Source organism: Chitinophaga sp. CCNWYY40, assembly GCF_037483205.1.
GTDB classification, from domain to species: Bacteria; Bacteroidota; Bacteroidia; order Chitinophagales; family Chitinophagaceae; genus Chitinophaga; species Chitinophaga ginsengisegetis.
Genome location: NZ_JBBHLF010000003.1, coordinates 649,029 through 675,183 on the forward strand (window position 1 = coordinate 649,029; position 26,155 = coordinate 675,183).

The following is a 26,155-nucleotide window of genomic DNA, read 5'->3' on the forward strand; positions in this document are numbered from 1 at the left end:
TCAGATCCTCTTAAAATTAAAAAGTGGTTTGTAACTGTAAAGTGAAGCTGCGGCTGAAAGGATAATCCAGTCCTCTTTCCCGCTTAATGCTGGACCACCAGAACAGCTGGTTGGTGAAGAGGGTGATTTTGGTATCGTGCAGGCGTAACCGTGCGTTCTGCGCATCACTTAAGCGGTAATACAGCGAGGCGCTTTCGAGGCTCAGCCAGTCGTCTTTCTGTACAAAGCGGGAAGTGGCATAGGTGATAGTGTTAATAGTATACCCGTTATTATCCACAATACCTTTATAAAAAGTTACGTCACCTGGTTTTTTCCAGCGCTCTTCAAATACGCGGCGGTCCACATTAAATCTCATGTCGGCGCTTTCTACCCTGTCAACCAGTGTTTGATTGTAGGTATAGCCGCCAAACCGGTACCGGAAATAGAGATTTACCCCAATGCCTCTTTTTTCAAAATTGGTTCCGAAGGTTCCTTCCAGTGTGGAGCGGGCATCTCCTACTATTACCTGGTCCAGCGGATCATACACGGTAGTAGTGGTCCCGTTGCGGGTACGGAAAATTTCCCTGCCGGTAGAAGGGTCGATGCCCAGCGATGGTACTGCCCAGATGGCCGTGGTGCTGCGGCCTTCGGCAAACCGGGCCAGCGGTGTGGTGCTGAGTGAGTCTGTATTTCTCTTGTTTAACTGTTCGAGGGTATTGGAGATTTTTTCGATTTTATTCTGCACATGGAATCCGTTGGCAAAAACGGACCAGCTGTCGCGGTTGCGCGAATTAGAGAAAATGGTATAGCGCAAATTTACTTCATACCCTTTGCTTACTACGTCGCCCATGTTATCCATATACATGGAAAACCCGGTAGATGGGGCGGTGGTGATAGATACCACGGAGCCTTTTGTTTTCTCTTCAAAATAGTTGGCGCTAATATCCAGTCGTCTGAAAAAAGTACCGTCAATACCGAAGTTGCTTTTGGCAGTTTGCTGCCAGGCAAGATTGGGGTTGCCAAAGCCCAGCAGGGAGGTACCGAGGTGATATAAATAGTCCTGGTCGGTATAATACTTACTGGTAGTAAGACCGAGGTAGCTGGCAAAATTGGAGGAGCCGGTATAACCATACGAGTAGCGGAGTTTCAGCCGGTTGATAGCAGTACTGTTTTCCAGGAATTTTTCTTTATGAAGATTCCATCCGCCTCCTACGCTCCAGAAAGAGGCAAAGCGTTTGTTGGCGCCAAACTGGGAAGAACCATCCAGGCGGTAGGAAACATCCAGCAGGTAGCGGTTATCGTATGCGTAACTCACGTTGGCGAAATATCCCAGCAGGCGGGTAAGTCCTTCTCCGCCGAATGGCCGCGAACCCGCTTTATAGCCGTTTCCCAATGTCACCTGGTCCAGTTTATCATTTGGGAATCCGTTGATAGTATAGGATTCTGAAGTAAGTTTATCCTGGCGCAGGGTAGTACCCACTGACCCGAAAAACATATGTGATCCGAAGGATTTGTTCAGGTCGATGGTGAAAGCTCCATCAATCGTGTTCCTGAAGCCATAACCTTTGGTGTAAGATCCTTTTTCATAATAGCGTTCCACGGGAATACTATCGAAGGCCGTATGCTGGGCCGGGAGGAACCTGTCGCCCCCGGTGGTGGTGCGCTGATAGGCAAAGCGGCCGGTAAAGCGCAGCCATTCTTTTGCCTGCCACTGTGCAAAGAAGTTGTTGGTGATATTTTGCTGCCTGGACTCGTCTACTGTATGCAGCGACACATTATAAACCGGGTTCAGTTGTAAAGCCAGCCGTGCGTCATCAAAGAAGCGGATATCTTCCAGGTAGTATTTGGGATTACCATTCGCATCGTAAGGCGACCAGTAAGGATTTAATTTAGTATAAGTATAAAATGAACCATAGGGTGAGTTAACTGCCTTGTTGAAATTGAGGGTGAGATCATTTCTGAATAAAAAGTTTTTATACCGGTAGGACAAATACGTGTTGCCGGAAATATTCTGCCGGCTGGAGCCCTTCATAACGCCCTCTGTAGTGTTATAAGTACCATTGAGGCCATACATCACCGATTCCGATCCACCTTCCAGGTATAGGTTATGCGTACTGCCGATGCCATTGCGCAGGGGTACATTGAGCCAGTCGGTATTGATACCTTTGGCTACTTCCGCCAGGCGGTAGTTATACAGGAAATCTTTTCTTTCCTGCCAAACGGGGTTGGGATAGCCGTTATAAAGACCGGCTTCTTTTTCCAGCTGGAGTTTTTCTTTGGAGTTTACCAGGTCGTAGCCTTTCAGGTCAGGCAGTTCTGCTACCACACTACCGGTATAGGTTACACGTAAACTGCCTTCGCGGGGCCTTATAGTTTCAATCACAATTACGCCGTTGGCTGCACGGGAACCGTAAATAGAGGTAGCTGCCGCATCTTTTAAGATAGTAACCTTTGCGATGCGGTTCATGTCGAAATCGTTTACCCGTTGCAGTGACACCTCAAAGCCGTCCATGATAAAGAGCGGTGTGTTGGGGCTGGTAGTAAAGTCGTATACGTTACTTTGATTAGTCCCGTTCAGGTTGCCGAGGCTGTTACCCCCTCTTACCACTACATTGGGTAATGCATTGGGGTTGGAGCCGGCACCGATATTTTCCGGCATCTGGAAAGAGGGATCCAGTGCACGCAGTGCGCTTAACACACTATTGCCCGATACCTTGTTCAGTTCTTCTTTTGTATAGGAAGATGCTGCACCGGTGAAGTTTTCCGCCGGCCTGGAAAACAGCCCGGTTACCACTACTGCGTTCAATGACTTCGAGCTGGTACTGAGTTTAACAGTGAGATTAGCGGATCTGCGCACTTCCACTTCCTTTGTTTCATAGCCTACATAGCTGATGAGCAACGTGGCTTTCCCTCCTGATACATTCACCGGTATTTTAAAGGCGCCTACTTCGTTGGAAGTGGTGCCGTTCAGTACCTTATTTCCTTTCTCAATAATGGTGGCACCCACAATGTGGTCACCACTTTTTTCATCAAGGATACGACCGGTAATAACTGCCTGTTGCTGGAATAATTCAGCGGCTTCATTGCCTGAAATGCCGGGATTAACATTAGGTTTTACATACAATACCACGCTGCTGTCCACCTCCCGGTAAGCGAGGTTGGTATTTTCCAATACTGCATTGAGTGTAGCGCTTACGGAGCGGCTGGCGGCAGGGAGCGTAATATGCTTGTACTTCGCTACTGCGGTAGGCGGATAGGCAAAAAGAAATCCGCTGGCCTGCTCAATTTTCTTAATAGCGCTGTGAAGTGATTCATCTTTGAGGCCGAGTGTAATTGTTTTCTTTCCCAGTTCCTGACCCGACACCGGTGAGGCTATCAGTAGCTGAACGGACAATGCCAGCAGAAAAAAATACAAGAAAATTATCTTCATAATAAAACCTGTTTTGCCCTTTTTCTTAATGTATGGTTGGTTGATTCGCATAGGGACATAGCGATCCCTCACGGAGATTAGATCCATAATTCTGATGGTTGATTTAGATAATTACAATTAAAAAAATAGCAGCTACGCGCGGTGCACAACGCGCCTTACCAGATGAAGATCTTCACCGATGTTATATTCCGTTTATTTGATTGACTACTGTTTTGATAAGTGTTTATTTATTGGTTGGCACATCCTTCTCCGTTCAGTACTACTTTATCGTTGGGATAAATGGTATACCCGGCATTTGCCACACTGCAAATAATGGTCAGCACTTTTTCCAAAGGCTGGTTATGAAAAAATGTTCCTGCAATACGGCAATTCTTTAATGACTCATTGGCAAATAATATTTTCACATGATACTTATCTCCTATCATAACAGCTGCTTCTTCCATGCTTACATCGTCGAGTACGAGGAATTCATCTTTCCATTTTACCACTTCTATGCTTTTCACTTCTGCCCTTATTACTGTGCTGGTAAGCATATTTACCGATAACTGCTGATCCGCTACCAGTACACCATAGCTGTTTTTTTCATCATTTACCTTTACCTTACCCCTGGTAACGGTAACCACCACACGCTGCTGATCCGCCGATGCCTTTACATTAAAAGCGGTGCCAAGTACCTGCGTGCTGAGCTTACCCGTTTTCACGATAAAGGGTTTATCCGGCACTTCTTTAATATCAAAATATCCTTCTCCCCATAACCGTACTTCCCTTTTATTTCCTTTGAAATCGCGGTTATATTCCAGGCGGCTGTTGTCCGCAAGTAACACCGTACTTCCATCAGGCAGGCGTACAAACTTCGTTTGTACTTCCACCACTTCTTCCGCGGCAGGTGCTGCTGCGGGTCCGGTGATGGCTACCGGGGACTGCTTTCCGCCGGCATGCCACCACCACCAGCCAGCGAAAGGCAGCACCAGCAAGCCGGTTACAACAGCTGCCAGGGCCAGCCTCCGCACGCTGCGGCGACGGTTCCGTTTAAGCGGGATGATGCTGGCAATATGTGATTCGGCCGACATAATATTGCCGATCATCTCATGATAGCGCTCAAATGAAATGCCTGGTTCTATAATGCCGCTATCCCATTCCGCATCTATCCGGTTCTTTATTTCTTCATCAAAGTTGCCTTTGCTGATCAATCCCCTCAATTCATTCCACTCTGCCTCGCTGGCTTTCCCGGCAAGGTATTTATCCATTAATTCATTGAATCCAGGATCGTTCGTCATAACGATTACAATAACTTTACAGGAACTTACAGGTAGCTTTTCAAAACTTATATAATAACAGACACCCGGCAAATTCCAATGGTGGAGGGTGAAAAAATATATTTTTTATTATTATTTAATAAGAGATATCAACAGGAAGATACTGATGCTGCCGTTCAGGTAGCGGCGGATCGACTGTAATGCCCTGGCCATATGGGATTTCACGGTAACGGCGGAGATATGCATGCGGCTGGCGATGGCTTCATGGCTTAGTCCTTCTTCTTTGGCGAGGCGGTATACCTCCCGTTGCTGGGGCGACAACTGTCCGAGGGCAGCCTGGATAATTTCCTGGTATTGGTATTCCTGTATCCGGTGATCAGTATCGTTTACCATTACCTCCCGGCGGCCCAGCTCTTCCTGGGCGGCGGCTTCGTTGGCCAGTTTGCGGAAACGGTTCAGGACCAGGTTCCTGGTCACAACTTTCAGGTAGGCGTCCAGGTTTTTCACCTCCGGCAGGGTTTCACGTTTCAGCCAGCACTTCAGGAACACATCCTGTACCACTTCTTCAGCGGCAGCCTGCGACCGGAGAAACCGGAATGCCACAGAATACACCTTTGTACGGTAGCGGCTAAACAGCTCCGTAAAAGCATACTCACTGCCCTGTGATAACAGCTCCAGCATTGTGTTCTCATCGTAATTACTCCGGGAAGGCATATCCACGTAATATATGATTACCCGACAAAATAGTTCAAAATATTTTAGCAAAACAAAAAAACCGCAGCCAGGAATGACTGCGGTACTTTTCTTATCCACTCGTTTATCGTTGTAAACTCAACTCTGTATTATGCGAAAACTGTTGTAATGTAGTTGTTATGGTCTTTTCCAGTTCGGCGCCGGAAAGCTCTTTGCGGAAAGCTTTTTCCTCCAGCGCAGACATCACCTTATATAGCGGTTCATTATTTACTTTCTTCTGCAGGTTAATTTCACTGCTTTCACCATAAATTTTATCCCAACTCTTACGTACTACTGTCCAGAAAGCTTTATGTTGTTCCCACCATTCTTTAGCCAGCTGGCATTTGCTTTCGCTGGTGCGGTTATAGGTGTTCAATCCTTTCTCTCCTACAATCACCTTATCCGTACCATTTGCGCGGATCACTTTCTTGTTATCCTGCTCATGTACAGATCCGGTAGCAGTGATTTCATGATGATTTACCCGGTGTAATACATTATAGTCCTTGCGGGTGGTGTATTCGCGGCGGGGCAACGGTGCATCGGACGCAGCTTCCCAGTAGTGGCGGCCATCGGCATGTACCCAGGTAGCAGAGCCTTCATAGCGCGGCTCATCATCCACACCATATACTTTCTGCGACCACTGGCCCTTCACCTGGGCAGCAGGCAGGGTGATCTTCTTCCACTGGTTATCCTGTGCATAAGCAAGCAGTTGCTGATTTTCGTACTGCCAGTCTTCCGTCCAGTGCTTGATCACACTGCTGTCTGCAATAAGCAGATGCTGCAATACAATGCGGCGGGGATCTTCGGATGCAACGGTTACATATTCTATGGCGTCAATAATTTTATGATATCCTTTGGGTTTATAGCTGGTATCTGCCGGGAATGTTTCCGTGTATTCAAAGGTCACTTCCTGGCATCCACACATACTTTTGATAGCTGCTTTATCCTGCGATAGTTTATCGCCGCCCTTTTGCTGGGCTGTTGCTGCCAGCGTCATGAATGCGCCGATGGTTAAAATGGTAATACGTTTCATAAAAATAAAAATGAGTGGTTAGTTGAACTTACGTGTGCCATCCGGCTGATAAGCAAACCGGAAGTTATAGTAACGGCTTATTGAATTCTGATCCGGAGTGGCCGGCGCATCCTTATAATAGCTGGTAACCTCCAGTTTGGCATAATTGCCGTTCGCTGTTTTCAGTACAATCATGGCGCCCGTTACCGGTGAAATCACGTGGGTGGTCATATTGTAGGAATACCAGCCGGTGATGGCTTTCTTTGCGGCAGCATCGGTAGTATAGCCTGTTTCCGGTGCTGTTACCAACTGGCTGAATACGCCGGTAATCACCTGGGCTTCTGCTTTACCCGGTCCGCTGGTACCACCGTTGATGATGATGGTAGTGGCTTTGAAACCAATGTCCCATTTGGTGGTGGCAGAATCGCTGTTGGGGATTACTTTATTGTCTGCAAGACTGTATAAAGTAAAGCTGCCTTTATTCGCTGCGTCGGCGTCGACGTTTGCTACTGTTTTAGTTTCCACTGCAACAACCGGCGGTGTAACGGTATTATCATCATCTTTGCTGCAGGACACCAGTGTAAAAAGCGACAGTGACAGCATACCCGCTGTGAGTATTTGTTTCATATAGTATTTGGTTAATGGTTTACGTGATGATAAAAATTCCAGGTGGCCCCGACAGAATAGATCCTTCCGGGCATGGTGCTGATATGCTGCGCATCCGTGTAGTTAAATACGTTTTCCACAGTGGCCTGCATACGTAGCTGGCGTTTGAACAGGTATTTCGCGGCTGCCAGGTTTACCGTAGCATAACCGGGCACAAACTCGCTGGCCTTATCAGGCGTGTTATTCCCGTTTTCGTCGGTGAAGCCGTATTTGCTGCGGTACAGCACCCGTGCATTCGCATCTATACCAAAACGGGAAAGGCTATACGCAATTTTCAGGTTGGCGGAATGATGTGAGCGGTTAAATAATCCGAAGTATTCCCTGCGGGTAAGTGCGCGTGTTTCCCCGGTAGTCTCATCTTTCGTATATACTTCCCCGTTCTTTACCTTTTTAAAAAGATCATTATCTCTTGAACGAAGGTATTGATAACCGGCAGACAGCTGCAAATGACTACCAATGGCTTGTCCCAGCTCCGCTTCTGCGCCGGCAGTGGTAATGCTGTTGATATTTACGTAACTGTATACAGCGAGGTCATTTGTTTTTACGGCAATAGCACGGGTATCTATCAGGTTTTTCACACTGTTGTAAAAGACATTTGCTTTGACGGTGGTGCGGGAAAATGGTTTCCCTTCCACTCCCAGGTTATAGGACCAGGAGCTTTCGGCATCCAGGTTTTTAAGTTGTTCCGGGGCGATGTTTACCTGTTTGATCTGCCCCTGTTTCTCCATTTCTTTCAGGATGTCTGCCGCCAGTTTGGTACCTACCACGGTATAACCTACTGCTGCATTATTGAAATGCAGGTACAGCTGTCGGAAATCAGGTGCGCGGTAGCCGCGGCCTACGGTGCCCAGCAAGCGCCAGTTGGGCGTTAGCTGGTAGGATACCGACAGCTTGGGACTGAACTGGGAAGGGTATTGATTATGTGTATCAAAGCGGCCACCGAGCAATACATTCCATGCATCTGCCGGTTTCCAGTTTTCCTGTATAAACACATACCCGGTATTAAAGGCCATGCGTTCCTCGTAGCGGGTAGCCTCCAGCGATTCATGCACATACCCCATACCTGCGGTGAGTTGATGTTTCGGGTGCAACTGCCAGTCGGCCTGGTACTCCGGCTTCAGGTATTGCTGGGTAAAAAATGAGGCATCATACAAACTTTTGTCGGCCTGATAATGCATATCCTCATTGGTGGAGTACCGGGAATAATACAGTCGCAACGTTTGCCTGAAATTCTTTGCCGGCGTATGAATGAGCTGTAATGATCCGTTCATGTCTTTCTCCTTTCCGATATCATCCACCATTCCTTTTACGTCGGAGAAATAGCTGTTGTACTTTTGTTCATAGTAGCGACCGGAGAGAACAGTGCTCCATTTTTCCGACCAGTTGTGCTGCCAGCGCGATTGTGCCGTATATGCTTTAAATGGCGACACGGTAGGTGTACTGCCACCTGTTCCGAGCGTGTATCCGTCACTGTTATAGGCATTTAGGCTGGCAGAGAAAGATCCTTTTTTATAAGGAATACGCGTACTGCCATCGAGGGTATAGGTATTATTAGAGCCATACCGCCCGCTGATACTGCTTATTCCTTCCTTACTGTTGTTGCTGGTAATGATGTTAATAACGCCGGCCAGTGCATCGCTGCCATAGAGCGAAGAAACGGGGCCTTTAATAATTTCAATCCTTTCAATATTGCCCACTACAATCCTCGACAGGTCGAAGGTACCGGCAGTTCTGCCGATGAGCGGTTCGCCATCCAGTAATATAAGTGTATATTCTGCTTCCAGTCCCTGCATCTGCACGCCTGTTCCGTGGTTGGAGGTGATGAACAGGCCGGTTTGTTCTGCCAGTACCTGCTGCAGCAGTACCGCTCCCATAGCCTGTATCTGTTGTTTATGGATCACCGTAACCGGTACGGGTACTTTGCTTAACAGTTGTTCATTCCTGGTGGCGGTAACCACTACTTCCTGTAACACTTTACTGCCGGAAGTAGTGTCGGTTTGGGCAAAAAGGGTCCCTACCCGCATGATGCAGGTGAGCAGGAATAAAAATTTATACATCTTAAGGTTTATCTGAAATTGTGAAGCAAAAGTACGGGCATAAACATCAGTACCTTTACGAGTTTGGGAAAGTTATTTACGAGATACGGAAATTTGCATTTAACTTAGTTGGTCCGGAAAAATAACCGGTGTCCAAACAATTTTAAATCATTACCTGTTCATTAATATATGAAAACACAATACTTCCCGGCGGGCGACAGAGGCGTGAAAGACATAGGCTGGCTGAAAAGCAATTTCTTCTTCAGCTTCAGTGATTTTTACCACCCGATGCGCAGCGCTTTTGGTACGCTGTTCGCCTTCAACGACGACTATGTAGAAGCCGGCAAAGGCTTTGGTATTCATCCACATGTGAATATGGAAATTATTTCCGTTTTGCTGAAGGGAAAGATGAACCATAAAGATACAATGGGATACAGTACCGAGATAGAAGCACCCGCTGTACAGATCATGAGTGCCGGCAGCGGGCTACGACATGAAGAGTACAATATAGGTACAGAAGAAGTTAACTTCTTACAGATCTGGATTCTTCCCAAACAACAAAACATTTCACCGCGGTATCAGCAGCGGAGTTTTCCCCTGGAAAAACGAAAGAACAAACTGGTAACCATCGTATCCGGTGAAGAAGGAATGCAGCATTGCTGGATCAACCAGAACGCGAAGTTGTCGCTCGGTTATTATGAGCAACCGGCCAGCGTTACCTATACCTTTAACCAGCTGAATAAATGCCTGTTTATCTTTTCCATTTCCGGCAGCCTGAGAGTACAGGACCAGGTACTGCAGCCGCGTGATGCTATCGGGATATGGGAAACCGGTGAGGTGATCCTGCAGTGTGGAGAGAAAACAGAGTTCCTGATTATTGAAACACCTGTCAATCAGAAGTAAGCATCTTCTTAATACATATTAAATACAAACATATTATTAGTTTTATAAAATAATAACATCCAATTTATTCATACAGGTAATTTATTCCACCGGGAATCATTAAATTTATACAGCACCGCTCCAAAGGGTCAATTACCTGTATGATTAATACCTCTCAAAATAATTACATAGGTTTCGAGGTACTCTTTAACCATGCTACCATCAGCATACTGGTTGCCGACAACCAGCACCGGATCGTAATGGCCAACCCCTTCCTGCTTAACCAGTTTGGCTACACAAAAGAAGAAGTTACAGGTCAGTTAGTGAGCTTGTTGCTTATTCACAATGGCAAAGAACAATATGCAGTACGGAAAAACACCAGCCAGTTCCCGGTAGAGATCAACCAGGTTAACCATAGCACCCCTGAAGGAATACTAACGATCATCTATATCACTGATACCACCGATCGCCGCAATGCTGAGATGACGCTCCGCGAGCTTTCACAGCAACGGAAAGAAGCGGTCGTTAAAGACGGTTCGCTCCAGCGGATGAACAGCTTCCTCAACAGTTTATGGACCAGCACCGGCGCCATGATCATCGTAATCAATACCGATGGTTTCATCAGGTGGTTCAACCCGGCAGCAGAAAGGATACTGGGCTACAAAGCCAGCGAAGTGGTGGATGTGTATACCCCGCTGCTGCTGCATGATCCGGAAGAAGTAGCCCTGCGGGCAGAAGAATTTTCACAACAGCTGAATCAGCCGGTTGCTCCCGGTATGGAAACACTTACGATCAAAGCCAGGCTGAACCTGTACAATGAATACGAATGGCAGTATATCCGGAAAGATGGAAGCAGGCTACCGGTTTCCCTGACGGTATCCGCTATCCGCGATGCCTCCGATATTACCGGGTACATCGGCATTGCCATCGACCTTTCCCGCATTAAACAGGCCGAATCAGAGCTGAGAACTTCCCTGGAGAAAGAGCGGGAGCTGAATGAACTTAAATCCAGGTTTGTATCCCTGGCCTCCCACGAATTCAGAACGCCACTCAGCGCTATTCTCTCTTCCATCTACCTGGTGTCCAAATATGAAGCTGATGATGATTTAGCCAAACGGAGTAAACATATTCAACGTATTATTTCCGCCGTAAATATGCTGACGGATATATTAAACGATTTCCTGTCGGTAGGAAAAATAGAAGAAGGAAAGATACAGGTGCGCCCCGGTACTTTTGACGCCGGCAAACATATCAGCAACATTCTCGGTGAAATGGACGGACTCAAAAAAGCCAAACAGAATATTTACTATGCCCACCACGGCGCTGCTCATGCCTGCATGGACCCTACACTATTAAAACACATTGTTATGAATCTTGTATCCAATGCCATCAAGTTTTCTCCGGAGGGAGCCATCATTTCTATCCGTTCACAATGTAGCGACAGCACTTTTCAGTTATCCGTAAAAGACAAGGGAATAGGTATTTCAGAAGAAGACCGCCAGCATCTTTTTGAGCGTTTTTTCCGTAGTCAGCATGTATCCAATATCCAGGGTACCGGACTTGGGCTGCACATTGTAGCCAAATACGCAGAATTAATGAATGGCACAGTTTCCTGTAACAGCGCTCCGGAAAAAGGTACAGAGTTCATTGTTACGGTTCCCTTTCCCAAAACTGACGCTCATGGAAAAAATATTGCTGATTGAAGATAATGCTGCTATCCGTGACAACGTAGCAGAAATCCTTGAACTGGCCAACTACCAGGTGCTCACCGCCACCAACGGCAAAGAAGGCGTGGCAATGGCGCTGGAACACCTCCCCGATCTTATTGTATGCGATATCATGATGCCCGTGCTGGATGGCTACGGCGTATTACACATGCTGCATAAAAATAAAGCCCTGCAAAAAACGCCTTTTATCTTCCTGACAGCGAAAGCTGAAAGAACGGATATACGAAAAGGAATGGAGCTGGGCGCAGATGATTATATCACCAAGCCCTTCGAAGGCACGGAATTACTCAGCGCTATAGAAAGCCGCCTGAAAAGATGTGCAGAAATTAAACAGGACACCGTTACCGGTTTACACGGACTCCAGGTATTACTCTCTGCCAGTACCGGCAGGGATCAGCTGACCCTGCTCAAAGAAGACCGTAATACCAATCATTATAAAAAGAAACAAAGCATTTACGCTGCCGGCAATCGCCCGGATCATTTGTACTACCTGCTCCAGGGAAAGGTAAAAACGTATAAACGCAATGATGAAGGAAAAGAACTGATCATTGGTTTATATAACGAAGGAGATTTTCTCGGGTATAATGCCCTGCTTGAAGGCGGTAACTATCAGGAGTATGCAGAGGCGATGGAAGACACGCTGGTAGCGGTGATCCCACAAAAAGATTTTGAACAGCTGATCAGCAGCAACCCCGAAGTGCTGGGGAAATTCATCCAGATGTTATCAAAAGAAATGGCGGAAAAAGAACAACAGCTGATCGGACTGGCATATAACTCGCTTCGTAAAAAAGTAGCGGAAGCGTTACTGATGCTCGATAAAAAATACAATACAAAAGGCAGTAAACATTTTACGATTGATATCAGCCGGGAAAACCTTGCTGCAGTAGCGGGGGTGGCAAAAGAATCACTGATACGTACATTGGGCGACTTCAGGGATGAGCAGCTGATTGCATTGAAAGAGGGTCAGATTGCTTTTTTATCTATCAAAAAACTGGCGGCGCTGGTAAACTGATGTCTATACCTTTTCAGCCGCTATAAAAACGAGGAATGCCACCTTTAACCGCTCGTACTCCTGCATCATTCCTTCCATATCATTTTTCAGCACCGCATACGGATGAGGCGCAGGCACGCCCGCCGGCTGCTTATTCAGCCAGTCGAGCTGCTCCCCTATCTCATGCCGCAACAGGACCAACGACTCTTCCCGGTCCAGCATAGTGAGCTGAAACTCCTCTGCCTCCTCAATGAACGACCGCCGCGTTGTTTCTTTCAACGCTGCCGCCAGCCGGTTGATCAGCGAGGCATTATCTTCCCTTAAGGCTTTCAGGGTCCTGATCCAGTTGCTGCATGCTTCCCGGTAGGCAGCAATAGCTGTTTCAGTCAGAGGTTCATAAGACATATTGATAGTTGCTAATTATAATAGGTTTGCTGCATATGCAGATTCTTATCCGCTCCCCATTTCTTCAATAGCTGACATAGATGTTGCTGGTGATGATTCATCTGCCGGATGTTTGACATTAATTCCATCATCTGGCGGAGATATTGTTCGCCTGGTAAATAGTTTTCCTTTCTTGCCACATCTTCCAGTACAGACAACATGCTTTTGCTTTGCAAAACAAATTCTTTTACTACCCTGTATAGTTTAGAGATGTGTTCCTGTCCGGGTTCCACCACCGGCTCCCGTTTTTTTGATTTTCCGGCCGGCTGCAATTCCTGCTTCATATTGCGCAGGATCACATTGTGATAGATGGATGCCTCTCTGTAAAAATGAATGATGAGATCACTGAAATCCAGGTATAAACCCGGCAAATTACCGGCAGCCGCCTGTACCTGCGTATAAAATTCTTCCAGCTTTACCAGCACCTGCGCCGTTTCCGGTGCTGCCTTTTCGGCGATACAGCGCTGTATTTCTTCAGCATACCGGTCGTTGTTCCCCGGCATGCCCAGCTGCATATCCAATAATGCTTTCACACCGGCATGACGTCCGTATTGCCTGAAAATATGATTCCCATACTTACGTAAATGCCTGATGGGAAAAAAGAGGAAACCTTCACAAAATTTCCGCTGACGGGATGTAGGAGTTAATCCGCTGAACATGATTTGCATTTTTTTTAACAGTAGGTAAAAGTACCACCGCTGATAGAACGGTGATACCTTCTCGAACAGCACATCTTCACTTTTATTTACGCCAAGGAATCCAGGTGGATGTCCAAATGCTGATGTAAAACTAAGCCGGAATGCATTGCTGAACAATGACGGGCATTACTCCTTCCGTTGACTGTCATCATTCTTTCGGATGACCGGCGTCATTACCCCGCTGCGGAGGCTGATAGTTCATACAGCGGAAAACGAGGAATTTCCTTACTACGCGGCCCTGGCGGGTAACAACAATAGGGGGCAGCGACCGCACCGAACTAAAGAACGGCGCCAGTTCTTCTTCCACAAACTCCTGTTCATCCACATCATCGTTTACGTCGGTCAATGAATTGATAAACAGGGCATTTTTTCCTTTTAATGCATTGATATCGGTGCCTATAAAATCAAACTGCAGGGCATTTTCACCAATAATATTACGGGAGTATACCATGCGCCCCAGGTAAAGATTGAGCATGGCACTGGTTTTATAATCATCTGCAGAGAAAATAAAATCATCAGGGTATTCTTCAGACAATGTCTTTACACCGTCGCCCAGCCCTTTCCAGCCAATCATCGTATCATCAGAATGAATAGGTACCGGATAGAAAATGATCTCTACAGCCAGCGCCAGGTGTATTACCAATGAGCAAATCCACTGCCAGCGTACATATTTAAACGTGATCCAGGTGCTGATCCATATAATGCCCGTAATATAGGCAGGCATCATCCAGTTGATCTTTACCCAGTAGATAGGAGAAATCAGGAAGAAAATGCCAAAAACGGGGATAAAAAAGCATAACAGGAAAAGCTGCCGGGCAGAGATCCGGCCAATATGCCATCCGTATTTGCGGACCAGCTTATACACATAATACAGCAAGGCAAAGAATAATACCGGCAACAGGATGGCCGCCTGGTGACCAATAACACCGAAAAAATCCAGCGGCCGGAATTCCACGCCCCCTACCCGGTCGGATGACTGGAACCGGAAAGAGGCAAAGTCGTTATCCACATTCCAGATCACTACCGGCAAAATGGTGATACAGAAAACCACGATACTGGCAAAGAACCAGGGCGACCACAAATACCGGCGGTGCTCCCTGGACAGCAACAGGTAAAGCACGGCGCCCGCCGGCAGGAAAATAGCCGTATACTTGCTGTCGAATGCCAGTCCCATTGCAATCCCCGTCCATATCCAATATGCTTTGCGCTGCTCAAATACCGCCCTGTACATAGCAATCAGCGATAATGTCCAGAACAGCAGCAAAGGCACGTCCGGCGTGGATACCAGTGATAAGATAGTGATCATCAGCGTAGCGCCCAGCAACAGCAGGCTATTCCAGGCTCGTTCCCGGGGAAGGAAGCATGCCGACAAGCGATAAAAAGCCAGCAGGGTACCGATGGTCACGAGGGTATCTGCCAGCTTGATCACAAATACATGCCGGCCCAATAAGTCGGTAAAAGCACGCAGGATCCATGCTATTGCCGGAGGGTGATCGAAATATGACAGGGCGAAGTGTTGTCCGTAGAAATAATAATAGGCATCCTGGGGCATAGCTCCCATGATCCCTGTAAATGAAAATCTCATCAACACAATAATCCCGATGGCAACAGCCACCCACTTATTTGCTGTGATATAGGCCATGAAACGATTACTCCCCGATAGATCCCGCATATGTTAGGCTGACAGTTGTGATAGTGTGATCAGAGTCGTTCCTTCCACAATCTCTGTGCCGCTTGGTAATTTTATACCAGTTGCTTAACTATAATTAACACTACTGCACTGGTTATGTTCAGCCTCAAACAGCGGCTAATCCGCGTTCAGGCGTAAGGGTAATGCCGTCTGTTGTTTCAACTACCGGAAGAAATCGCGCGTGGTGGCCAACTTCCTTCCAGCCCGGCAGTGAGGTGAGGGATGTACATTTTCAGGCGGGAAGAGTAGAAATTCCGCATCAGACCGTCCTATCACCGTCAGGCAAATCAATCTTTAAAGATGATAAAAAATTATGAATTACAAATCCTTAATTCATAATTCGTAAATTTAACAGACCTCCTTTCACCAAAACAACCCTGCATGGCTGGACAGATCAATTTACCGGAGCATATCAAAGGTTTGGATGAAGCAGCTGTTACTGCTTCAAGAGAACAACATGGCAGCAATACCCCTCCGGAACCTGTTACCAGTCCACTGAAGGCCGTATTGAAGGAAATCACGGAAGAGCCCATGCTGGTATTACTCATAGCAGTAACCGCCATTTATTTTGTGATGGGAGAACTGGGCGAGGCGTATTTCATGCTGGCTGCCATTGCATTGGTATCGGGTATTTCGTTTTACCAGGATAGCCGCAGCCGTAAAGCACTGGAAGCGCTGGAGAAAATGAATGAGCCACTCAGCACGGTTATCCGCAGCGGGGAACTGAAAAGTATCCCTACCAGCGAAATTGTAAAGGGAGATATGATGCTGGTGTCCGAAGGTAATACGATCAATGCCGACGGCATCATTGTACATAGCAATGACTTTTCTGTCAACGAATCGGCCCTCACCGGCGAAGCCTACGCCGTATTCAAACAAAGCGACAGTGAAGACAATAAAGTGTACAGCGGCACCGTAGTAGTGTCCGGGCTCGCTATCTGTGAAGTACAGGACATAGGCGCGCAAACAAAAATCGGCCAGCTGGGAGAAGCCATCCTCAATATCAAAGAAGAAATAACGCCACTGCAACAACAGATCCGGCAGTTTGTAAAATGGATGGCCGTAGCCGGTGTGATCGTTTTCCTGGGAGTATGGCTGTTTAATTACATCCGCAGCGGGAGCCTTACCGACAGCCTGCTGAAAGGGCTAACGCTGGCCATGTCTATTTTACCCGAAGAAATACCGGTGGCCTTCACCACCTTTATGGCACTGGGTTCCAGGCGGCTGATGCAGATGGGGATTATTGTAAAAAGGATCCGTACCGTGGAAGCATTAGGCAGCGCCACCGTTATCTGCACCGATAAAACAGGTACCATTACTGAAAACAAAATGAGCCTGCAGGCGGTGTATAACGGCGCCGACTACACGATATATGAAGCCGGTCACTTTCCGCCAGCGCTGATCACCAGCGCCATGTGGGCCAGTGAGCCGGTACCGTTTGATCCGATGGAGAAAACACTCCACCGGCTATACGAAGAAATGGTACCGTTGGATGAACGCACCAATTATACAATGGTGCATGAATATCCACTGGAAGGCAAGCCTCCCATGATGACGCATATTTTTGAGAACGCAGCAGGCAAACGCATCGTGGCAGCGAAAGGAGCGCCGGAAGCGATACTACAGGTTTCCCATCTCCCGGAAAAAGAAAAACAAACGATCCTCGACCAGGTAAATATACTGGCAGCAAAAGGCTACCGGGTACTGGGAGTAGCCACTTCGGATTTTAGCGGTACCAACTACCCCGCCACGCAACAGGAGCTGCCGTTTGCTTTTGTGGGTTTGCTGGCCTTCTACGATCCTCCCAAAAGCAATATCGGAAAGGTATTCCAACAATTTTACCAGGCGGGTATTAAGGTAAAGATCATTACCGGCGACAACGCCGTTACCACCCGCGCCATTGCGCAACAGGCCGGGTTACAGCAGGCAGATGAAGCCGTAAACGGTGATACCCTGATGCAGATGAACGAAAAAAAGATGCAGCAAACCTTACAGTCTGTCAATATTTTTACACGCATGTTCCCCGAAGCAAAACTGGCCGCCATCAATGCGTTGAAAGCCGACAATGAAGTGGTGGCCATGACCGGCGACGGCGTGAACGATGGTCCTGCGCTGAAGGCCGCTCATATTGGCATTGCAATGGGCAAAAAAGGAACGGAGATCGCCAAACAGGCCGCCGCCCTGATCCTCGTGAATGATGATCTCAGCAACATGGTGGATGCCATTGCAATGGGACGGAGAATTTATACCAATATAAAAAAGGCGGTGCAGTATATCATCTCTATTCACATCCCGATTATCCTCACTGTATCGCTCCCACTGTTTCTCGGCTGGATCTATCCCAATATATTTACGCCCGTGCATGTGATCTTCCTGGAAGTAATTATGGGCCCTACCTGTTCTATTGTGTATGAAAATGAACCGATGGAAGAAAATGCCATGTTACAACCACCCCGGCCTATTACACAAACCTTTCTCTCTTTCCGGGAAATGAATATCAGCATCCTGCAGGGACTGATCATCACGGCAGGTGTACTAACGGCCTACCAGTGGAGCGTAGCACGGGATTCGGGGGAAGTGCTCACCCGCAGCATGGTGTTCACTACGCTGGTTCTCGCAAATATTTTTCTTACCTTGGTGAACCGTTCATTCTATTACTCCTTTATACACAGTATGCGCAACCGGAACAAACTGATGGTGGGCGTAATTGGTATCACCCTGCTGTTGCTGGCAGCGATGTTATATGTTCCGCCGGTGGCGCGGTTCTTCAGTATTACCGGTCTTTCTGTATATGAACTGCTGCTGTGCACCGCCATCAGCGCAGCATCGGTATTATGGTTTGAAATATGGAAACTGGGGAAGAGAAAATTTCAGCGCAATTAAACTGATGATATTATGAAGGTATTCACAACAAGGGTTATTCCGGAAGAAGGGTTATCACTCCTGCAACGTGCAGGCTTTACCGTTACACAGTGGTCGGAAGAAAAAGAAATGACGCCCGCACAAAGAGTACAATACTGCAAAGACAGTGATGCCCTGCTTTTTGCCGGTGGCGAAAAACTGGACCGGGCATTTTTGGAACAATGCCGCCACCTGAAAGTGATCAGTCTTTTATCCGTAGGATACGATAACGTAGATCTGAAAGCGGCTACAGAACTGGGATTACAGATCACTAACACGCCTGGCGTATTAAGTAACGCCACCGCCGATACCGCCTTTTTACTGATGTTATCCGTAGCACGAAAGGCATTCTATCAACATAAAAGAATTTTAAAAGGCGAATGGGGATTCTCTACTCCTACCGCCAATCTTGGCACCGATATAGAAGGAAAAACACTGGGCATATGGGGACTCGGCAACATAGGTACGGTAATGGCTAAACGCTGCAAGGCTGCTTTTGGTATGAAAATCATTTACTGCAACCGCCATCGCAACGAAGCCGCTGAAAAAGAGCTGGACGCCACCTTTGTTACCTTTGATGAGTTGCTGCAACAAAGCGATGTTATCAGCATACACACCTCCCTTACACCTGAAACAAAAGAAAAGTTTAATAAAGAAGCCTTCCGTAAAATGAAGCCCACCGCCATTTTTATCAATGCAGCACGCGGAGGCATCCACAATGAAACAGATCTCATTGCCGCTTTACAGGAAGGGCAAATATGGGGCGCGGGGCTGGATGTTACCAATCCGGAACCCATGCACCCGGACAATCCGCTGCTGGAAATGCCTACCGTAGCAGTACTGCCGCATATTGGCTCGGCCACACTGGAAACCCGCAACGCCATGTCCAGGATTGCTGCACAGAATGTAATTGCTGCCTTAACCGGCCAACCTGTGCCAAACCCGGTGAATCATATTTATGACCTGTAAACAAGTACCATCGGGCTGATATATTCCTTAACTTTAGTTAAAGCACAGCAGCATGAAAAAGGTCGCTATCATCGGCGGATTACGTATCCCTTTCGTAAGATCCTTTAAAGAGTACAATCATATCAGCAACCAGGAAATGTTAACCACTGTATTGAGCGCATTGGTGGACAAATACCAGCTTTCCGGAAAACGGCTGGGAGAAGTGGCGCTGGGCGCATTGCTGAACCGCTCCACCGATTGGAACTTTGCCAGGGAGTGCGTGCTGGGCACCTCGCTGGATCCGCATACGCCGGCCTATGGCGTACTGAGAGCCTGCGGTACCAGCCTGGATACCACTATACAACTCGGCCTCCGCATTGGCTGCGGACAAATAGATACCGCCATCAGCGGCGGCAGCGATACCAACAGCGATATTCCGTTGCTGTTCCAGCAACAGCTGGCGTGGAAGCTGGCCGATCTGCGGGCCGCAAAAACCTTTTCCCAACGGCTAAAAATACTGGCCTCTATCCGCTTCAAAGACCTGAAACCATTATATCCTTCCATCGTGGAACCCAGAACGGGCTTGTCGATGGGGCAACACACCGAAAAAATGGTAAAGGAATGGGGCATTACACGCCAAGAGCAGGATGCGCTGGCATACCGGAGCCACATGAATGCCGCAAAGGCTTATGAAGAAGGCTTTTTCAATGACCTCATTATTCCTTATAAAGGTGTGAAGAGAGATACCATTGTGCGGGCCGATACCACACCGGAGAAACTGGCTGCATTGAAGCCGGCTTTCGATTTCGGCGGCAAGGGCTCTCTGACAGCAGGTAACAGCACTTTGTATACCGACGGCGCAGCCGCTTTGCTGATGGCCTCCGAAGAGTTTGCGCAGCAACAGAACTGGCCTGTGCTGGCCCATCTTGTAGATGCGGAAACCGCCGCCGTGGATTATGTAAACGGCGAAGGACTACTAATGGCGCCTACCTATGCCGTAGCGCGTATGCTGAAACGCAATCACCTGAAGCTACAGGACTTTGATATTTATGAAATCCATGAAGCCTTCAGCGGGCAGGTACTCTGCACACTGAAGGCATGGGAAGATGCGGCCTATTGCAAAAAACTCGGCTGGGATACGCCGCTGGGAAGTATCGACCGGGACAAACTAAATACAAAAGGCGGCAGCGTGGCTATTGGCCATCCCTTTGCGGCCACCGGCGCACGTATAGTAGCGCAAACCGCTAAAATACTGCAACAGCGTGGCAGCGGCCGGGCGTTGATTTCTATTTGCACCGCCGGCGGCATGGGCGTAACAGCTATCTTAGAAAGCTAAGGACTCCCTACTTTTTTAATGATGCCAGGTAGGTAACCAGGTCAACCAGTTCCTGCTGCGACATAGCTGTAGCGAGGCCGGTGGGCATCAGTGAATGTTCATATGCTTTCCGGGATACAATGGTGCTTTTTTGCAGTTTTACACCCTGACCGCCGGCGGTACGCACATCTACTTCCTCTTTTGTTTCTCCGGCAATATAACCCAATACCTGTGAGCCATCTTTTAGCTTAAAGAAATAGCCTTCAAAGCCAAAGCTGATGCCTGCATCCGGTTCGATGATGGCATCGTAGATAGCGCTTTTAGTAAGCTTACTGCCAATTTCTGTTAATGCAGGTCCGAAGTTCACGCCGGAATTTCCGTCCAGGTGGCAGGTAGCGCAATAAGTATTAAATACTTTTTTTCCTCCGGAGATGTTGCCCGGCAGGGTCACCAGCTTATCTACGGGCAACAGGTCGTGGTGTACTGCTGCAGGCTCATAATGGGCTACGGCTTTGGCTTTGATGTCCTGCCGCCATGCGTGTGTAAGCACCGCCCTGGCTACCGTATCTAAATCGGCGGGGAGCGATTTGCCTTCCACCATATTCCACAGATCTTCAAATCCGTCCCATCCGTGACCAAGATTACGCGTGGCTTGTTGTCGTAACGGTAAAGAGTATACGTTGTTGCGCATCAGTGTAGAAAGCAACGTCCGGCTGGTGCGGTCCTGTGTTTTGCCGACGGCGTTTATCAATGAGATGGCAGATGCCGAATCCTTTTTTGAAATGGTTTTTATCACCAGCAGTTGTCCGCCGCTTTGCAGCAGCGCTTTCATCGCGTATCCCTGGAGATCTTCGCGCTTTGAATCCAACACCATCTGCAAAAGTGTTTCATTCTGATCGCGGACATGGTACTTTAACACGAGGTCAACAAATTCCATATGCCCTTTGAATGCGGCCAGGCTGTTACGGAGCAATGCTGCGATGTCCGGCGTTTTAGGTACTGCTTTCTCATCCAGTTGTATAAATGCCAATGCATTGATATAGGCTTGCTGCGGATGTTGTCCTTTCAGTAATCCCAGCAGCACGGGCGTGCTTGCTGCAGTGGGATAGAAATCAAATGCGCGGAAGTAGCGTTTGTTTTGCAGGGGATCTGCATCCGGTTCCAGGATCAAAGCGGCCAGCAACGGCAGCGCTGCCGGCGTTCTGGCGCGCCAGATAATATCATGGTCCGCTTCGGGGTGTTTTGTATTAGGTGGTAATTTCCGCCATTCATTAAAGCAGGCATCCCAGTTGCCATCTGCTGCAATGCCCAGTGCTTCCAGGTACCACCGGTCATTTCCGTTGTATTGTGCAGCGAGCAATGCCCAGTTGGCAGGCATGTCTTTTTCATGGCTGTGATGCATGGCCAATAGCAACTGGCGGCGCACTGCAACGGAAGTATCTGTTACCAGCATATTGCCGTAGGATACGCCGGTTTCCCTGGCGGCGCGGATGGCCGTGATGCGGATATCTTCATCTTTATCTTTCAGGGCCGCCTGCACATAGCCGTTACCGTTAGGCAGCCTGCTGAGCAGCCACAGGGCGCGGGCCCGGTAGCGGGGGTTGGCGCTGTTATACAGCTCCTGTAGTTCCTTTTCTGCAGCCGCGCCCATGCCGGAGAGTTTTGTCCATGCGAGGTAGCGGGTACTGAGATTAGGATTCTTCAATGCGGCAATGGCATCGGCGGCAGTATTGAACACCGGTGGCTTCACCTTATAGGCGCTACCGGGCGGGGCTATACGAAATACGCGGCCCCGGTTCAGGTCGGCTACCTGGTGACCGCCAACGCCGGGATCGTACCAGTCGGCTACAAACAGGGATCCGTCAGGCGCCACGCACACATCAGATGGCCTGAACCACTGATCGGAACTGCTTTCCAGGATATTTTCAATAGTTGCCGTATAGCCGGCGCCGTATTTTTTTACGGGATAAGACCTTACCACATTATGGCCAGGCTCTCCGTGGATCATCTGGTTACGGAAAGGTGCGGGCAACAGCTCTCCTTCATAGATCACCATACCTGTAGGCGAACCCGAACCCGTTTGCAACAGGTTGGGCACTACACCGGGGTCATTGAGGTGCCAGTGCCGGTATGGAATGGAGTCTTCCATATTCATACGGCGGGATGACCAGCCTGCGCCGGTCATCTCATCCGTATAACCATAGTTGCCATGTTCAAGAATATAGTTGATGCGAACGCCCCTGTTACCATCGTCGTCGTTATCGCTCTGCCACATGTTACCAAAAGCATCCACCGCTACTTCGTAGTTGTTACGGAAGTTATGCGCCATTACTTCCAGGTTGCTGCCATCTTCATTACAGCGGAAAATCATTCCCTGGCGATAAGGCTTCCCTTTGTTGGCGATGAGGTTACCTTCTGCATCCCGGATCACGTTTCCATTCTTGTCAAGTATGCTGTCGCCGGCGTTACCGAAATTGAAATACAGTTTTCCGTCGGGACCAAAGGTGAATGAATGAATGGCATGATCGTGCTGTACGCCACCGATACCGCGGAACAGCAATTCTTTTTTATCTGCTTTATCATCTCCGTTGGTATCTGTAAAAATAAAAACGTTCGGGCTGCAGGACACAATCACTTTATTTCCCAGCACACAAATACCCAGCGCCGCATTTATGCAGGTATCCTGGTAAAATACTTTGGCCGTGTCTGCCTTTCCATCTCCGTTCAAATCTTCCAGGATCATAATACGATCACCGGCAGCCTTATAAGGATGCCCCGGATTTAATTCATTGCGGTAGTTATAGGCTTCCGTGATCCATACCCGGCCCTTTTCATCGATATCCATATTGGTAGGATTCATGATGCTGGGTTCACTGGCAAACAGGGTTGTTTCCAAACCGGAAAGCGTTTTTAGTCCATGTACGGCATTTTCAGGCAGTCGTTGCTGCGCTTCCGTTAGTACAGGTGGCGGCGTTGCCGGCTTGTTGGATTGGCATGCGCTGATAACAACAGTTACCATCAATATCGCCCGGTGAATGTATTTCATATACGCGGAATAATTAATTGTCAATATAACACGTATTAAAAGTAATAAATAAATTCACATTTTTTCATAAAAAAACCCGTCCCGGGAAACCGGGACGGGTGGTCCATTGTCATCCATTTCACCGAATAAATAATTCGTTGCAGGCATAGAGCAGATACCATGCCGAAATGAATGAATAACTTAGTGCAGTATTTTTTCCAGTTCTTTCTCTAATGCCTCCCCCCTCAGATTAGTAGCAATAATTCGTCCTTGCGGGTCGAGCAGAAAATTCTGTGGAATAGAATGGATCATATACAATTTAGCGATATCACTTTTCCACCATTTCAGATCGCTTACATGATGCCACACAAGACCATCCTTTTCAATAGCGGCTGTCCATTTTGCTTCATCGCCGGTTCTGTCGAGGGAAACACCCAGGATATCAAAATTCTTATCCTTGAATTTATTGTACGCCTTTACTACGTTAGGGTTTTCAGCACGGCAGGGACCACACCAGCTGGCCCAGAAATCGAGCAAAACATATTTACCTCTCAGGTCAGACAGTTTCATGGTTTTACCATCCGGAGTAGCTGCAGAAAAATCAGGAGCTACCTGGTTCTTTCCCAGTAATGCAGAGGCTTTCAGCAAGTCTGCTGCTTTTTGACCGAGGCTGGACTGGCGTAACGCCAATGGAAATTTATCAAACATTTTCTGCGTACCTTCTACGTCTTCTACACGGCCACCCATGCTTTCATAAAGCGTAGCGAGGCTTACATAATAATCAGTGTGCGCCAGCATAAACTTTTCCTGCAGCGCCTCTCTCTCTTCTGCCAGTTTTCTGAAAGCCATGCTCATAGCATAGTAACCGGTGGTATCCCTTTCTGCCTGCATCATCATTTTCTGTCCGATAGCGCGGAGGGAATCCATACTTTTTGTAACCGGCGCCAGCACAGCATCCATTTCCAGCTGTTGTCTGGTAATAACCGAACCTTTGATCACCGCACCGGATAAGGCGTTGGGCTCACCGGCGGTTTTGAGTGTGAAGGTTATCTTGTCGTTTGGCGTAATGTACAACGCCTGGTTACCACGCAATGGCTTATCCACTGCTTTGGTGCCTACGCTTAACATCGCGGCTAATGTATCTGTTACTTCATACTGCAGTTTGAAAGCGCCTTTTTCTATCAGTGCAGAATCCAGTTTTTTGTAGCCGTTACCGGATACATTAAAGAGGTAGATGTATTCATTGTCAAAGGCCACGGGTATTTTACCGGTAATGACAGATTTCTTTTGTGCAAATGCACCTGAAACGGCCACTGTTGCCAGGCAGCCGAGAATCATTTTTTTCATACGATGAATGATTGGTTGGTTTTGCCCGAAAGTATAAAAATGCAACAGCCCCTTCAAATGCTTAATGACAGGCGGTTAATGAACCGTGATTACCGGCGGGGCTCAGGGAACAAGCACCAGCCTGCTACCACCGGGGACTTCGCGTGCCCAGGCAGTGGCTACTTCACTCAGTGGCATCTCTATAGTGTTGATCCGCAGTTTTCCTTCAGCGGCCTTTTTCATAATTTCCGGTAATACTTTAAAGATGGCTTCTATAGATACGCTGCCACCGCCACCTCCCATGATTTCCAGCCGCGAACTGCGCAATGCCCCGGAAGGAAGTGAAATAGGATCTCCGGCCATACTGCCCACCTGTACCAGGCGTGTGCGCGGTGCTTCCTTCCTCAAGCTATTACCCGTTAGTGCTGTAATAAGCGTCATTACCGGTTCTCCCCACAGGTAATCTATTACCACATCATAAGGTTGAGCGGCAAAAGCTTTTACAAGGTTTTCGGGAGATTGATCCAGCGGTATACATTCATCTGCTCCAAGCGCGCGCAGTTGTTCCAGCACGGCTTTATTACGACCGGCGGCAATCACTTTGCCCGCACCCAGCAATTTTGCAACCTGTACTGCCAGTTGACCCGATGTGCCGGTGGCGCCGAGAATCAACACAGTTTCTCCGGGTTGCAGCTGCGCCCTGTAGGTTAGTGCCAGCCAGGACGACATAGCAGGATTAAAAATAGCCGCGGCAGTGGCATCCGGGAGGCCATCCAGAAGCGGCATGCTCCAACCCTGCGTGGTGATGCTTAATTCCGCGAAAGTGCCATAAGGCTTACGTACGGCGCCGAAATATACACGTGAGCCATCTGCCAGCAGGCCCACGCCGTCCACACCGGGAACAAGGGATTGATCGCCGCCCGAGGAATAGTGCTTTCCGGCCGCAATGGATTTCACCACGTGGTGTATAGCGGCGGCCTTTACCTGTACGATCTGTTCTTTTTCTCCGGCCACAGGATCAGCGAAATATCCATACTGAGGAACCTGACCGGGAGTTACAATTGCTGCATTCATCTTATTTGCATTTTTGTATCACA

At 48.0% G+C, this 26,155-nt stretch carries 18 protein-coding genes; 6 read left to right on the plus strand and 12 right to left on the minus strand.

Annotated features, from left to right (window positions below; genetic code table 11):
• Positions 1-16: 16 nt before the first annotated feature.
• The 6 genes from V7S65_RS13060 to V7S65_RS13085 form a co-directional block, all read right to left on the minus strand.
• Positions 17-3,409, minus strand: coding sequence for a SusC/RagA family TonB-linked outer membrane protein (locus tag V7S65_RS13060; RefSeq protein WP_336386839.1), 3,393 nt, complete (start codon positions 3,407-3,409; stop codon positions 17-19).
• Positions 3,410-3,636: 227 nt separating this feature from the next.
• Positions 3,637-4,686, minus strand: coding sequence for a FecR family protein (locus V7S65_RS13065; RefSeq protein WP_336386838.1), 1,050 nt, complete (start codon positions 4,684-4,686; stop codon positions 3,637-3,639).
• Between the two features lie 111 nt (positions 4,687-4,797).
• Positions 4,798-5,379, minus strand: a complete 582-nt coding sequence (locus V7S65_RS13070; protein ID WP_079470304.1) for an RNA polymerase sigma factor — start codon at positions 5,377-5,379, stop codon at positions 4,798-4,800.
• A gap of 103 nt (positions 5,380-5,482) precedes the next feature.
• Complete coding sequence (locus V7S65_RS13075; protein ID WP_336386837.1) at positions 5,483-6,430, minus strand: DUF6607 family protein; 948 nt, start codon at positions 6,428-6,430, stop codon at positions 5,483-5,485.
• A gap of 18 nt (positions 6,431-6,448) precedes the next feature.
• Positions 6,449-7,036 (minus strand): HmuY family protein, encoded by a 588-nt coding sequence (locus V7S65_RS13080; RefSeq protein ID WP_336386836.1) that lies wholly within the window; start codon positions 7,034-7,036, stop codon positions 6,449-6,451.
• Positions 7,037-7,047: 11 nt separating this feature from the next.
• A complete protein-coding gene (locus V7S65_RS13085; protein WP_336386835.1) occupies positions 7,048-9,132 on the minus strand; it encodes a TonB-dependent receptor plug domain-containing protein in 2,085 nt (694 codons plus the stop codon).
• 168 nt (positions 9,133-9,300) lie between these two features.
• Between V7S65_RS13085 and V7S65_RS13090 the strand changes: the two genes are divergently transcribed.
• The 3 genes from V7S65_RS13090 (at position 9,301) to V7S65_RS13100 (ending at position 12,732) form a co-directional block, all read left to right on the plus strand.
• A complete protein-coding gene (locus V7S65_RS13090; protein ID WP_079470307.1) occupies positions 9,301-10,014 on the plus strand; it encodes a pirin family protein in 714 nt (237 codons plus the stop codon).
• Positions 10,015-10,154: 140 nt separating this feature from the next.
• On the plus strand, positions 10,155-11,696 hold the full coding sequence (locus V7S65_RS13095) for a sensor histidine kinase (protein ID WP_111577635.1): 1,542 nt from the start codon (positions 10,155-10,157) through the stop codon (positions 11,694-11,696).
• Positions 11,674-12,732, plus strand: coding sequence for a response regulator (locus V7S65_RS13100; RefSeq protein ID WP_336386834.1), 1,059 nt, complete (start codon positions 11,674-11,676; stop codon positions 12,730-12,732). Before V7S65_RS13095 ends, V7S65_RS13100 begins: the two co-directional genes overlap by 23 nt.
• Positions 12,733-12,735: 3 nt before the next feature.
• Here the strand turns inward: V7S65_RS13100 and V7S65_RS13105 are convergent, their stop codons facing one another.
• The 3 genes from V7S65_RS13105 to V7S65_RS13115 all read right to left on the minus strand — a co-directional run bounded on the left by V7S65_RS13105 (position 12,736) and on the right by V7S65_RS13115 (position 15,495).
• Positions 12,736-13,116: a hypothetical protein gene (locus V7S65_RS13105; RefSeq protein ID WP_079470310.1), complete on the minus strand. Its 381-nt coding sequence runs from the start codon at positions 13,114-13,116 to the stop codon at positions 12,736-12,738.
• A gap of 11 nt (positions 13,117-13,127) precedes the next feature.
• Positions 13,128-13,814, minus strand: coding sequence for a hypothetical protein (locus V7S65_RS13110; protein WP_133256151.1), 687 nt, complete (start codon positions 13,812-13,814; stop codon positions 13,128-13,130).
• A 187-nt stretch (positions 13,815-14,001) separates the two neighbouring features.
• On the minus strand, positions 14,002-15,495 hold the full coding sequence (locus V7S65_RS13115; protein WP_336386833.1) for an ArnT family glycosyltransferase: 1,494 nt from the start codon (positions 15,493-15,495) through the stop codon (positions 14,002-14,004).
• A gap of 429 nt (positions 15,496-15,924) precedes the next feature.
• On the opposite strand from V7S65_RS13115, the gene V7S65_RS13120 reads away from it, so the two are divergent.
• From V7S65_RS13120 to V7S65_RS13130, 3 genes are read left to right on the plus strand one after another with little or no spacing between them, the layout of a single operon-like run.
• The gene (locus tag V7S65_RS13120) at positions 15,925-18,426 is read left to right on the plus strand and encodes a cation-translocating P-type ATPase (RefSeq protein WP_336386832.1); all 2,502 of its coding nucleotides are present in this window, start codon (positions 15,925-15,927) and stop codon (positions 18,424-18,426) included.
• A 12-nt stretch (positions 18,427-18,438) separates the two neighbouring features.
• A complete protein-coding gene (locus tag V7S65_RS13125) occupies positions 18,439-19,413 on the plus strand; it encodes a 2-hydroxyacid dehydrogenase (protein WP_079470314.1) in 975 nt (324 codons plus the stop codon).
• 52 nt (positions 19,414-19,465) lie between these two features.
• Positions 19,466-20,728: an acetyl-CoA C-acetyltransferase gene (locus V7S65_RS13130; protein ID WP_336386831.1), complete on the plus strand. Its 1,263-nt coding sequence runs from the start codon at positions 19,466-19,468 to the stop codon at positions 20,726-20,728.
• 7 nt (positions 20,729-20,735) lie between these two features.
• Here V7S65_RS13130 and V7S65_RS13135 read toward each other — a convergent pair whose 3' ends face one another.
• From V7S65_RS13135 to V7S65_RS13145, 3 genes are all read right to left on the minus strand, one after another.
• Entirely contained in the window at positions 20,736-23,753 is a 3,018-nt protein-coding gene (locus tag V7S65_RS13135) for a PVC-type heme-binding CxxCH protein (protein ID WP_336386830.1), read from the minus strand.
• Positions 23,754-23,933: 180 nt separating this feature from the next.
• A complete protein-coding gene (locus V7S65_RS13140) occupies positions 23,934-25,079 on the minus strand; it encodes a TlpA disulfide reductase family protein (RefSeq protein WP_111577641.1) in 1,146 nt (381 codons plus the stop codon).
• 102 nt (positions 25,080-25,181) lie between these two features.
• On the minus strand, positions 25,182-26,132 hold the full coding sequence (locus tag V7S65_RS13145; RefSeq protein WP_336386829.1) for a quinone oxidoreductase family protein: 951 nt from the start codon (positions 26,130-26,132) through the stop codon (positions 25,182-25,184).
• Between the last annotated feature and the right edge of the window lie 23 nt (positions 26,133-26,155).